The sequence below is a fragment of the Pantoea sp. X-Soil-MYKO-1785 genome (genome assembly GCF_059730675.1).
In genome coordinates this window covers 2,422,013-2,434,391 of the sequence record NZ_AP036000.1, presented here as the reverse complement: position 1 = coordinate 2,434,391, position 12,379 = coordinate 2,422,013, and the positions used below count along the sequence as shown (strand labels likewise).

The following is a 12,379-nucleotide window of genomic DNA, read 5'->3' as shown; positions in this document are numbered from 1 at the left end:
TTTGATCCTGAAGTTCGCGCCACTCAGCTGTGAAACGGAGAATGCTCAGGCAGCAGGCTCAGATCGCACACAGCAGGCTCAGGGAGTATACGCCCCGCAAAGACGCAAAACCCGCCAGCCACGGCAGGCTCAGCGCGGGCAATGACGCACCTCATCCCCTGGGTGCGCCCGCACCGGGCCAACGCTTTGCGTTGTTCAAAAATGCTTCCGACGTTTTTGTCCATCGCCCGCTATGCTTTCCCGGCGTATGCCTCATTGCTTAACGTTTCTCAGCTGGCTGCGCAAGGCAAACCCCTGGTTGCGGCCTTGTTATAACGCTTCCAGCCTGCTACGCCGTTTGCGTTCCCGCATAAACAGGATCACCAGACCAAACCACAGTACGCCGCTGATAAAGTTAATCAGACAGAACCACAGCGTACCGCCGCTGAAGTAGCCGCTTTTCGCCAGTTCAATGCCGATTGCCAGCGTCAGAATGCTGATCATCCCCAGCATCGCCGCTACGCTGCCTTTGCCTTCATTGCTGGCGTAGAGCGTCAGGCGGTAGAGTCCGGCGTTTACCATGCCCGCACCAAAGGCGTACAGGCTGAGACCGGCGGTAATCAGCAGATAGCCGTGGCTGTTGAGCAGACTGGCCAGCAGCGCCAGGCTCAGTCCGATCAGAATCGGCCAGGCAGCAAACTTTACCGGCTGCTCAATCGGCACCCGTCCCGCCAGCTTGCTCAGCGTCAGGTTACCGGCAATCATCGCCAGGAACACCGGCAGCTGCAGCAGCGCGTACTGCATGCGCGACAGCCCTTCGTCGTGCATCAGGATCACCGGCGACAGCGCAACCCAGGTGAGGATCGGGATAAACACCAGCCCGATGGCGAACGATCCAGTCATTACCAGCCGATCTTTCATCAGTCGTCCGTAGTTACGGGCCAGATTCGGCAGGGCGATGGAATGACTGCGGTCGCCGGCAGTTTCCGGCATCACTCGCCACAGCACCACAAAGGCCAGCAGGCTACAGCCGGCGAACAGCCAGAACATGCTGCGCCAGCTGCCCACGGTCAGCCACGCCGCGCCCGCCAGCGGACCGGCCAGCGGGGCCAGCAGCGCAACGTTAGCCATCAGCGCCATCATCCTCACCGCCAGTGCTTCATCAAACGCCTCCTGAATCGCGGCATAGCCGACCGCGCCGATAAAGCACAGGCTGATCCCCTGCACAAAGCGCAGGCTGACAAACTCCTCAATCGAGCTGACCCAGTGGGTGAGAATGCAGGCGGCGGCAAAAAACAGAATGCCGGCAAGCATCACCGGCCGGCGACCAAACTTATCGGAGAGCGGACCGAGCAGCCACTGCAGCACCACGCCGCCAATCAGGTAGGCGGTCAGCGAGGTCGATACCCATTCCGGGCCGACATCAAATTCCGCCGTGACGATCAGCATGCCGGGCTGGATCATGTCGTGGGCAATGTAGGTTGCGAATTCGAACAGGACTAACGCCAGAGGAAACAACAAAATTCGGCCGGTAAGCTGGCTGATGGGGTGGAAACGGGCCATCTGGCCTCCTTGTCAGAAAAGAAAAACGCGACTGGCAGGCAGTCGCGTCTTCTATTCTACACCGGCAATGTTAACCCGGGGGGCAATTAATCCACGCGCAGCACGCGCGTGGTATTGGTGGTGCCGGTGGCGCCCATTACGTCGCCCTGAGTGACGATAACCAGGTCACCTGATACCAGGAAGCCCTTATCGCGCAGCAGGTTGACTGCATCGTGCGCGGCGGCCACGCCGTCATTGTTGCTGTCAAAGAACACCGGCGTCACGCCACGATACAGCGCAGTCAGGTTGAGAGTGCGCTCATGACGCGACATGGCAAAAATCGGCAGGCCCGAGGTGATACGTGAAGTCATCAGCGGGGTGCGGCCAGATTCGGTCATGGTGATGATGGCGGTTACACCCTGCAGGTGGTTAGCGGCATACATCGACGACATCGCAATCGCTTCTTCTACGTTGTCGAACTGCACGTCGAGACGGTGTTTAGAGACGTTAACACTCGGGATCTTCTCCGCGCCGAGGCAAACTTTGGCCATCGCCGAGACGGTTTCTGCCGGATACTGACCGGCAGCGGTTTCTGCTGACAGCATCACCGCATCGGTCCCGTCCAGCACCGCGTTCGCCACGTCCATCACTTCCGCGCGGGTCGGCATCGGGTTGGTAATCATCGACTCCATCATCTGGGTGGCGGTGATGATGGTGCGGTTGAGCTGGCGGGCGCGACGAATTAACGCCTTCTGAATGCCGACCAGTTCCGGATCGCCAATCTCAACGCCGAGGTCGCCACGCGCGACCATCACCACATCCGAGGCGAGAATAATGTCATCCATCGCTTCCTGACTGGCGACCGCTTCGGCACGTTCAACTTTCGCCACCAGCTTCGCATCACAACCCGCTTCACGAGCCAGACGGCGGGCATAGTTCATGTCTTCGCCGCAGCGTGGGAAGGAGACCGCCAGATAGTCGACCTTAATTTTCGCCGCGGTGATAATGTCCGCTTTGTCTTTTTCGGTCAGCGCTTCGGCCGACAGGCCGCCGCCCAGCTTGTTAATCCCTTTATTGTTCGACAGCGGGCCACCGACGGTGACTTCGGTGAACACTTTCATCTCCTGAACTTCCAGCACTTTCAGCTGCACGCGACCATCATCCAGCAGCAGGATGTCGCCCGGCACCACATCTGCCGGCAGGCCTTTGTAGTCGATACCGACGCGCTCTTTGTCGCCTTCGCCTTTACCGAGGCTGGCATCCAGCAGGAAGCGATCGCCGATGTTGAGGAAAACTTTGCCTTCTTTGAAGGTCGATACGCGAATTTTTGGACCCTGCAGGTCACCGAGGATCGCCACATGGCGACCCAGTTTTGCCGCAATCTCACGCACTTTATCTGCACGAATCTGGTGATCTTCTGGCGTGCCGTGGGAGAAGTTGAGTCGCACAACGTTTGCGCCGGCCGCGATGATTTTTTCAAGGTTATTATCACGATCGGTAGCCGGGCCGAGGGTTGTTACGATCTTGGTTCTTCTGAGACGTCTTGACATGAAGGACTCCGTTAACAAATAAGCCGGTCCTGGTCGGCGGACACGGCATGGTTAGCTATTCTATATGATCGATGGGCTGTGATACGACTCACATTGTAAATGTGATGTTAATTATTTTGTTGTGTATCGGCTTCCCGAAGGGCGTGCTTTTCGTAACGCGACGCTTTTAACGCCTGTTTTACGCGTTTGAGGTTTTCCCGAAAAGGCGTCCCGCGTTCCAGGGTAAAACCGGTCGCCAGCACATCGATCACGGTTAACTGCGCCAGGCGCGACACCATCGGTAGATAGACATCAGTGTCTTCCGGCACATCAAGCACTAAAGCCAGCGCGGCTTCATCGGCAAGGGGCGAATCGGGAGAGGTGATGGCAATAACGGTGGAACCGTTTACACGGGCCAGGCGAGCCAGTTCTACCATATTTTTTGTGCGGCCAGTATGTGAAATGAGAACAAAAACGTCACCGGCTCGACTATTTATACAACTCATGCGCTGGATCACAATATCGTCCGACCAGATGACCGGTAAATCAAAGCGCAGAAATTTGGTGAAGGCGTCATGCGCCACCACCGCCGAGGCGCCAAGGCCAAAAAACGCCAGCTTACTGGCGCCGGTCAGCAGCGTCACCGCCTGCTGCAGGCGTTCGGTATCCAGCTGGTCGCGCACCTGCTGCAAACCCGCCAGCGCCGAATCGAAGATTTTGTGGCTGTAGTTCTCCACGTTGTCGTGCTGCTCCACGCCACGACTGACCCAGTTGCTGCCTTTTACCAGACTCTGCGCCAGTTGCAGTTTGAGGTCGGGAAAGCCGCGTGCGCCCAGCCGGTGACAGAAGCGGTTGACCGTGGGTTCGCTCACGCCCGCTGCCCGCGCGAGGGTGGCGATGCTGGAGTGCATTGCGGCCTGCGGTGCAGCCAGAATCTGCCCGGCGACTTTCTGTTCCGCTTTACTCAGCGCAGCCTGCTGCGCCTCAATCTTTTCCAGCATATTCATAAGTGGATGACCATTATCACTTTTATCAATTTCAATTATTGCTGTCGTCGGCAGCCATTAACAGAGACTATATCGCGTTAGCGCCGGTCGGGCGCAAGGCCGGATAAGTCGGGTACGGCTTTTTTTGGCATACTTTGACGGCGGCCGGATTTTCGCTGACAACATCAGACACAGAAAAAAAGCTGAAATGCGCACGTGTCATCACACGCGCTGAGGCTATCCGGTACAGAGTTAATGCGGTTGACCCGGCGCGTCGGTTTACCTGGCGCGGGGAAAAAAGTACATTGTGCTGAAAGAAAATAACAACCTGGACCCGGTGGCAGAGGATGCATCACCATCGGATTATCCTGCAACGAGGAGAGGAAAATGGCGGTTACACAAACAGCCCAGGCATGCGATCTGGTGATTTTCGGTGCCAAAGGCGATCTTGCACGCCGTAAACTGTTGCCTTCACTGTATCAGTTAGAAAAAGCGGGTCAGATTCACGAAGAGACCCGCATCATTGGCGTAGGCCGTGCCGAGTGGGACAAAGCGGAATACACCAAAGTGGTACGTGAAGCGCTGGAAACCTTCATGAAGGAGAAGATTGACGAAGCGCTGTGGGATAAGCTCAGCGGCCGTCTCGACTTCTGCAACCTCGATGTCAACGACACCACGCACTTCCCGAAACTGGGCAAGATGCTGGATCAGAAAAAACGCACCACCATCAACTATTTTGCTATGCCACCCAGCACCTTCGGCGCCATTTGTCAGGGTTTGGGTACTGCGAAGCTGAATGCCAAACCGGCGCGCGTGGTAATGGAGAAGCCGCTCGGCACCTCACTGGAAACCTCACAGGAAATTAACGACAGCGTCGGCGAATATTTCGATGAGAGCCAGGTGTTCCGTATTGACCACTATCTGGGCAAAGAGACGGTACTGAATCTGTTAGCCCTGCGCTTTGCCAACTCGATTTTCGTCAATAACTGGGATAACCGCACCATTGACCACGTACAGATCACCGTGGCGGAAGAGGTGGGGATTGAAGGTCGCTGGGGTTACTTCGACAAAGCGGGCCAGATGCGTGACATGATCCAGAACCACCTGCTGCAGATTCTGACCATGATCGCCATGTCGCCGCCTTCCGATCTCAGCGCTGACAGCATCCGTGATGAAAAAGTGAAGGTGCTGCGTTCACTGCGCCGTATCGATCAGACCAACGTGCGTGAGAAAACCGTACGTGGCCAGTACACCGCCGGCTTCGTGCAGGGCAAAAAAGTGCCGGGCTACCTGGAAGAAGAGGGCGCGAACAAATCGAGCGCCACTGAAACCTTCGTCGCCATCCGCGTGGATATCGACAACTGGCGCTGGGCGGGCGTGCCGTTCTATCTGCGCACCGGTAAGCGTTTACCGACCAAATGTTCTGAAGTGGTGGTCTACTTCAAAAACCCTGAGATGAACCTGTTCAAAGATTCTTACTCAGAACTGCCACAGAACAAGCTGACCATTCGTCTGCAGCCGGACGAAGGGGTGGATATCGAAATCCTGAACAAAGTGCCAGGCCTCGATCACAAGCATAAGCTGCAGACCACCAAACTCGATTTAAGCTACTCCGAAACCTTTAACCAGTCACATCTGGCCGACGCGTATGAACGCCTGCTGCTGGAAAGCATGCGCGGCATTCAGGCGCTGTTTGTCCGTCGTGATGAAGTCGAAGCGGCCTGGACCTATGTCGATTCGATCATTGAAGCCTGGGCGGCGGATGGCGATTCCTCCAAACCGTATCAGGCCGGGACCTGGGGCCCGGTTGCCTCAGTGGCGATGATCACCCGCGATGGTCGTTCGTGGAACGAGTTTGAATAACTGAACGTTTAAGGCCCGCACCGTGCGGGCCTTTTTTTTGTCCGGCGCGATTATGGAAAAGTGAACTGGCGTTTCAAAAATCGTTTGAGGCGATAGACGCTCAGGAAGCGGATCCTGTATGGTAGTGGCGCAATTACAGGGCAGGAGCCGATGCTCCATGACCGGGCCGCTAATCCCGGTGTTATCAAGCAAGGGGAAGTGATGAAAAACTGGAAAACGAGTGCCGAACAGATTCTGACCACCGGACCGGTCGTGCCGGTGATCGTGGTAAACAAGCTGGAACACGCGGTTCCGATGGCGAAAGCGCTGGTCGCGGGCGGCGTCAGGGTGCTGGAAGTGACGCTGCGCACCCCGGTAGCGATGGATGCACTGCGGGCGATGATCAAACAGGTGCCTGAGGCGATTGTCGGTGCCGGTACGGTGATCAATCCCCAGCAGTTGCAGGAAGTAACCGATGCGGGCGCGCAGTTTATTATCAGCCCTGGCGTCACCGAATCATTACTCAAAGCCGCCGTCGAAGGGCCGGTGCCGTTAATTCCTGGCATCAGCACCGTTTCTGAACTGATGACCGGTATGGATTACGGCCTGCGTGAATTCAAATTCTTCCCGGCGGAAGCCAACGGTGGCGTGAAAGCGCTGCAGGCGATTGGCGGGCCTTTCCCGCAGGTGCGTTTCTGCCCGACCGGTGGCATTTCTCCGGCCAACTACCGTGACTATCTGGCGCTGAAAAGCGTGCTGTGTATTGGCGGGTCTTGGCTGGTGCCAAACGATGCGCTGGAAACCGGCGACTGGGATCGGATTTCCCGACTGGCGCGTGAGGCAGTGGAAGGGGCGAAGTAAGAGCAGGCGGTGAGCACCGGCTCACCGCCGTGGAGTTATCCCTCGACCGTCACCGCAGCCGCGCTGGCAACGGCGCGCGCAATCGCCTGGTCGGTGGTCTCACCGCTGGCAAGCGCCACGCCTAACCGACGCTGACCGCTGATCTCCGGCTTGCCGAACAGTCGCAGTTGCAGACCGGCACCCAGCGCCGCGTCGACGTTGACGAACTGCACATTCTGGCTGGTCAGCTGCGGCAGGATCACCGCCGACGCAGCCGGACCATACTGGCGGATGCCGCCAATCGGTAAGCCAAGAAAAGCGCGCACGTGCAGTGCAAACTCCGACAGATCCTGCGAAATCAGGGTGACCATACCGGTATCATGCGGACGTGGCGACACCTCGCTGAACACCACCTCATCGCCACAGACGAACAGCTCAACGCCAAACAGACCGTAGCCGCCCAGCGCCTTCACCACCTGAGCCGCAATCGTCTGCGCCCGCTGCAGCGCCAGATCGCTCATCTGCTGCGGCTGCCAGGACTCACGGTAATCGCCGTCTTCCTGACGATGACCAATCGGCGCGCAGAAATGAATGCCATCGACTGCACTGATGGTCAGCAGGGTAATTTCAAAATCAAACGCCACCACCCCTTCGACGATGACCCGACCGGCACCGGCACGACCGCCTTGCTGCGCATATTCCCATGCACGGTCCAGCTGACTGGCATCGCGGATAAAGCTCTGGCCTTTGCCGGATGAACTCATCACCGGTTTTACGATGCAGGGAAAACCGATCTCTGCGGCAGCCTGATCGAAACGCGCTTTACTGTCGGCGAAGCGGTAACGGGAGGTCGGCAGCGACAGCTCTTCGGCTGCCAGACGGCGAATGCCTTCGCGGTTCATGGTCAGCTGCGCGGCGCGTGCGGTTGGCACCACACGCTGGCCTTGCTGCTCCAGCTCAACCAGTTTATCGGTGGCGATGGCTTCGATTTCCGGCACCACGAAGTCAGGCTTCTCCTGGGCGATCAGCGCGGCCAGCGCGTCGCCATCCAGCATGTTGATCACATGGCTGCGATGCGCCACGTGCATCGCCGGGGCATCGGCATAGCGATCGACAGCAATCACTTCCACACCCAGACGCTGACACTCCAGCGCCACTTCTTTACCCAGTTCACCTGAACCTAATAACATCACGCGCGTGGCCGCAGGGCGCAGCGCTGTTCCGAGAGTCGTCATAAATTCACCTAAGCAGTCAAAATGCGCGCGCAGTATAAACGAAAACGTTTGCGTTCTCATCTTTCCTGCCCGCTGGCGGCTGTTTTGCCGTACTTTTCCCGCTCTGACGTTTCCTGACATCTTTTTCGTCAGGATGGCTGACTACCATCTAAAACAGGAGTGGAAGATGAATAACTGGTTACAACAGATTCAGTCGGTACTGGCAAAGAAGGGCGGTAACAGTCAGTCTGGCGGGGGCTTAAGCGATATGCTGGCACCGGGCGCGTTAGGCGGTCTGGCGGGTATGCTGATTTCCAGTAAATCGTCACGCAAACTGTTAACTCAGTATGGCGGCAAAGCGCTGATTATCGGCGGCGGTGCCGCCGCTGGCGCGCTGCTGTGGAATAAATACAAACAGCGGGTGCGCGAAACGCATCAGGACGAGCCTGACTTTGGCGTGGCGCAGACCCCGGTCGACCTGCGGGCGGAGCGGCTGGTCACCGCGCTGGTGTTTGCTGCCAAGAGCGACGGTCACATCGACGATCAGGAACGCGCGGCGATTGAGCAGAACATTCAGCAGTCCGGCTACGGCAAAGATGCCGAACAGCTGATCCAGCAAGCGATGAGCCGACCGCTCGATCCGCAGTGGCTGGCGGCTGGCGTAAAGAACGAAGAAGAGGCACTGGAACTCTATTTCCTGAGCTGCGCTGCGATTGACGTCGACCACTTCATGGAACGCAGCTATCTGTCAGCGCTCGGCGACGCGCTTAAAATCCCGCAGGATGTCCGTGATGGGATCCAACAGGATATCGTGGCGGAGAAGGCCCGCCTGCCTGCCAGTTAACCCCCCACTGGCCACTGCCGGTGGCCAGCTTGCTGTTTCCGTACCAGCTGATGCTTGGCTTCCTGCGCCTTTGGTGCCACGCTTACAGATCATTACTTTCACGGAGACGGATGTCATGAAAGCACCCATCGCAAAGAAAATACCGCATGAGATGACGCTGCATGGTGAAACGCGCGTCGATAACTACTACTGGCTACGCGACGACAAACGTGAAGATAGCGAGGTACTTGATTACCTGCGGGCTGAAAATAACTATGGCCGCAAAATCATGTCCACTCAGCAACCGCTGCAGGAGCGGGTGCTGAAGGAGATCATTGACCGTCTGCCGCCGGAAGACCATTCGGTGCCCTATGTGAAGAACGGGTATCGTTATCAGAGTCGCTATCAGAGCGGCAATGAATATCCGGCTTATTATCGCCAGCCCGCCGCCAGCGGGGCGTCGGATGAGTGGACGCTGCTGCTGGATGCCAATCAGCGCGCCTCCCACAGTGAGTTCTACACCATGGGCGCACTGCACATCAGCCCGGATAATCAGGTAATGGCGCTGGCCGAAGATTTCCTGTCGCGGCGGCAATATGGCATTCGCTTCCGCAATCTGCTGAGCGGCAGCTGGTATCCCGAAGTGCTGAGCAATGCCTCATCCAGCTTCGCCTGGGGCAACGACTCCCGTACCGTCTACTATGTGCAGAAACATCCGCAGACGCTGCTCTCTTATCAGGTGTGGCGGCATGAACTGGGTACGCCGCAGTCCGACGACCAGCTGGTGTATGAAGAGCAGGATGATACTTATCACCTCAGCGTGCACAAAACTACCTCTAAGCAGTTCATCCTGATCGCGCTATACAGCACCACCACCAGCGAAATTCAGCTGATTGACGCTAACTTTCCGGATGCGCAGCCGCACGTATTCCTGCCGCGCCGCCGCGATCATGAGTACAGCCTCGATCACTACGATCATCAGTTTTTTATCCGGTCCAACCGTGACGGCAAGAACTTCGGGCTTTATCGCACCCGTTATCTGGCGGAATCCCGCTGGGAGACGCTGATCCCGGCGCGCGATCATGTGGTAATGGAAGATTTCCAGCTGTTCCGCGACTGGCTGGTGGTGGAGGAGCGGCAGCGCGGGCTGACCAGCCTGCGGCAGATCAACTGGGCCAGCGGCGAAAACAGCGGCATCGCCTTTGACGATCCGACCTATGTCACCTGGCTGGCCTACAACCCGACGCCACGCACCAGTAAACTGCGCTACGGCTACTCCTCAATGACCACGCCGACCACGCTGTTTGAGCTGGATATGGATACCGGCGAGCGCCGCATCCTCAAGCAGAGCGCGGTCAAAGGCTTCAATGCGGACGATTATAAAAGTGAGCATCACTGGATTAAAGTCACTGATGGTACGGAAGTGCCGGTCTCGCTGGTGTATCACCGCAAATATTATCAGCCTGGTCAGAATCCGATGCTGGTGTATGGCTACGGGGCCTATGGCAGCAGCATGGACGCCGATTTCAGCGTCAGCCGCCTGAGTCTGCTGGATCGCGGTTTTGTCTACGCGCTGGTTCAGGTACGCGGCGGCGGCGAGTTAGGCCAGCAATGGTATGACGCGGGCCGCCTGCTGAAGAAGATGAACAGCTTCACCGATTTTATCGACGTGACTAACGCGCTGGTGGCGCGTGGATTCGGTCATCCTGAAAGACTCTACGCGATGGGCGGCAGCGCCGGTGGCCTGCTGATGGGCGCGGTGATCAACATGGCACCGCAGCGTTTCCATGGCGTGGTGGCGCAGGTACCGTTTGTCGATGTGGTGACCACCATGCTGGATGAGTCGATCCCGCTCACCACCGGAGAATATGACGAGTGGGGCAATCCTGAGCAGGCGGAATATTATCACTACATCCGCCAGTACAGCCCCTACGACAATATTGAAGCCAAAGCCTATCCGCATCTGCTGGTGACCACCGGCCTGCACGACTCGCAGGTGCAGTACTGGGAACCGGCCAAATGGGTGGCGAAGCTGAGGTCGCTGAAAACCGATAATAACCTGCTGCTGCTGTGTACCGACATGGATGCCGGCCACGGCGGCAAGTCCGGTCGCTATAAAGCCTATGAAGGGGTGGCGATGGAGTACACGTTTATTCTCGGGCTGGCACAGGGCACGCTACCGCCGACCGGGGATTACTGAGCCTCACTGAGGTATTTACGCAGCGCCTGCCGTAATGGCGGGCGCAGATCGGTCACGTTATCCAGCATCCATTTCAGGTAGCCCGGATCTTTACGGGCGATCACCGCAATCGCCTGGCCGCGGTATTTGCCGAACGGCAGAATATCGTCGCGCTGGGCTGCCGGTTGCGACCGCACAATCATTTCGGAGGCGCTCCAGCCCGAGGTCTCCATGATGCGAATCAACAGCGCGGCGGTAACATAACAGTCATACAGCGCGCGGTGCGCATGCAGATCCGCCGGTGGCGTCACGTCCAGCTTCAGCGAGTGCCGTAGCGCCTGGTTGCCATATTTAATCCCTGGCCACAGCTGACGCGCCAGCTGCATGGTGCAGATCCACTCTCCGTACATTTCCGGCAGCATGCGGCGGTCAAAACTGGCGTTATGCGCCACGTAGAACGCGCTGCCGTGGTAGCGGGAGATCGCCTGTTCAATGGTCGGCTTGTCGGCCACCATCGCTTCGGTAATGCGATGCACCGCCATCGCCTGACGGCTGATAGGGCGGTCGGGCAGGATCAGGTCGCTCATCGGATTGACTATCTGACCGTTGATCACGTCGACCGAGGCCACTTCCACCACGCCGCCCTGCAGGCCGCAGGTTTCAGTATCAATTACGCGTAATATCATTGTTTCATCTTCGGTTCATAAGGCAGACGCGACAGGCTGAGTGAGGCCTGGCGATAGTGCATCAGACGCTGGCGAAACCAGTCGCGCAGGGCTTCTGGTTGTTCCTGTGCGACCATCTCTGCGACCACCGGCATGTTATAGCGCTCTTTGAACGCCACGCCCGCTGCCGCCAGATCGACATTGATTTTGTCTTTCTCTTCCCGGGATAGCTGGGCAAGGTTATGGCTCATAGTGTTCTCCTGATGATGTGGGGCAAAAGTAATGTTTTCGCCGGCCTGAATCAAGGGTTAAGGATCGCATCGCTGGCCTCGACACCACAAATAGAGCAGCGTATCCTTTCGCCACGTTTGTCGCGTCAACGGTTGTTAAAAGGATGATCTTATGCAGAAAAAACCTGTTTCCCGCATGATGATTGCGCTAGCGGTGGCCGCAGGCTTCGCCTTTAGTCAGTCTGCGCTGGCCCATGCGCATCTTCAGTCATCAAGCCCGGTGGCTGACGCGCAGTTGACCCATTCAACCGATGCGCTGACGCTCAATTTTAGCGAAGATATCGAGGCGGCGTTCAGCGGCGTGACCTTGCTGGATGCGGCCCAACAGCCGGTGGCAACCGGTAAAGTGCGTGTCGAGCCACAGCACGCCAGTCGTCTGATTGTCGATCTGCCTCAGCCACTTAACGCCGGTAGTTACCGGGTTAACTGGCATGTGCTGTCGGTCGATGGGCATAAAACCTCAGGAAGCTACCGCTTCAGCGTGAAATAA

The 12,379-nt window shown here is 57.6% G+C and carries 11 protein-coding genes; 5 read left to right on the top strand and 6 right to left on the bottom strand.

Annotated elements, in window-relative coordinates:
- Positions 1–309: 309 nt before the first annotated feature.
- From AC6I8D_RS11720 to AC6I8D_RS11710, 3 genes are all read right to left on the bottom strand, one after another.
- Complete coding sequence (locus AC6I8D_RS11720; RefSeq protein ID WP_497820231.1) at positions 310–1,542, bottom strand: MFS transporter; 1,233 nt, start codon at positions 1,540–1,542, stop codon at positions 310–312.
- A gap of 86 nt (positions 1,543–1,628) precedes the next feature.
- A complete protein-coding gene (pyk, locus tag AC6I8D_RS11715; protein ID WP_031377493.1) occupies positions 1,629–3,071 on the bottom strand; it encodes a pyruvate kinase in 1,443 nt (480 codons plus the stop codon).
- A 107-nt stretch (positions 3,072–3,178) separates the two neighbouring features.
- Positions 3,179–4,057 carry a MurR/RpiR family transcriptional regulator gene (locus tag AC6I8D_RS11710; protein ID WP_497820230.1) on the bottom strand — a complete coding sequence of 293 codons (879 nt, stop codon included), beginning with the start codon at positions 4,055–4,057 and terminating at the stop codon, positions 3,179–3,181.
- 366 nt (positions 4,058–4,423) lie between these two features.
- On the opposite strand from AC6I8D_RS11710, the gene zwf reads away from it, so the two are divergent.
- Both zwf and AC6I8D_RS11700 read left to right on the top strand, forming a co-directional pair.
- Positions 4,424–5,899 (top strand): glucose-6-phosphate dehydrogenase, encoded by a 1,476-nt coding sequence (gene zwf / locus AC6I8D_RS11705; protein ID WP_031377491.1) that lies wholly within the window; start codon positions 4,424–4,426, stop codon positions 5,897–5,899.
- 201 nt (positions 5,900–6,100) lie between these two features.
- Complete coding sequence (locus AC6I8D_RS11700) at positions 6,101–6,739, top strand: bifunctional 4-hydroxy-2-oxoglutarate aldolase/2-dehydro-3-deoxy-phosphogluconate aldolase (protein ID WP_497820229.1); 639 nt, start codon at positions 6,101–6,103, stop codon at positions 6,737–6,739.
- Positions 6,740–6,774: 35 nt separating this feature from the next.
- Here the strand turns inward: AC6I8D_RS11700 and purT are convergent, their stop codons facing one another.
- Positions 6,775–7,953 carry a formate-dependent phosphoribosylglycinamide formyltransferase gene (gene purT / locus AC6I8D_RS11695; RefSeq protein ID WP_312757240.1) on the bottom strand — a complete coding sequence of 393 codons (1,179 nt, stop codon included), beginning with the start codon at positions 7,951–7,953 and terminating at the stop codon, positions 6,775–6,777.
- A gap of 166 nt (positions 7,954–8,119) precedes the next feature.
- Between purT and AC6I8D_RS11690 the strand changes: the two genes are divergently transcribed.
- Together AC6I8D_RS11690 and AC6I8D_RS11685 are read left to right on the top strand one after the other, a co-directional pair.
- Complete coding sequence (locus AC6I8D_RS11690) at positions 8,120–8,776, top strand: tellurite resistance TerB family protein (RefSeq protein ID WP_312055735.1); 657 nt, start codon at positions 8,120–8,122, stop codon at positions 8,774–8,776.
- A 115-nt stretch (positions 8,777–8,891) separates the two neighbouring features.
- Complete coding sequence (locus AC6I8D_RS11685) at positions 8,892–10,955, top strand: prolyl oligopeptidase family serine peptidase (protein WP_312757238.1); 2,064 nt, start codon at positions 8,892–8,894, stop codon at positions 10,953–10,955.
- Here AC6I8D_RS11685 and exoX read toward each other — a convergent pair.
- Complete coding sequence (gene exoX / locus AC6I8D_RS11680; RefSeq protein ID WP_312757236.1) at positions 10,949–11,620, bottom strand: exodeoxyribonuclease X; 672 nt, start codon at positions 11,618–11,620, stop codon at positions 10,949–10,951. The two genes, AC6I8D_RS11685 and exoX, sit on opposite strands and share 7 nt — an antisense overlap.
- Positions 11,617–11,850 carry a DNA polymerase III subunit theta gene (locus tag AC6I8D_RS11675; RefSeq protein ID WP_312055737.1) on the bottom strand — a complete coding sequence of 78 codons (234 nt, stop codon included), beginning with the start codon at positions 11,848–11,850 and terminating at the stop codon, positions 11,617–11,619. The genes exoX and AC6I8D_RS11675 overlap by 4 nt, the downstream gene beginning before the upstream one ends.
- A 151-nt stretch (positions 11,851–12,001) precedes the next feature.
- Here AC6I8D_RS11675 and copC point away from each other — a divergent pair, with 151 nt between their 5' ends.
- On the top strand, positions 12,002–12,379 hold the full coding sequence (gene copC / locus AC6I8D_RS11670) for a copper homeostasis periplasmic binding protein CopC (RefSeq protein WP_312757234.1): 378 nt from the start codon (positions 12,002–12,004) through the stop codon (positions 12,377–12,379).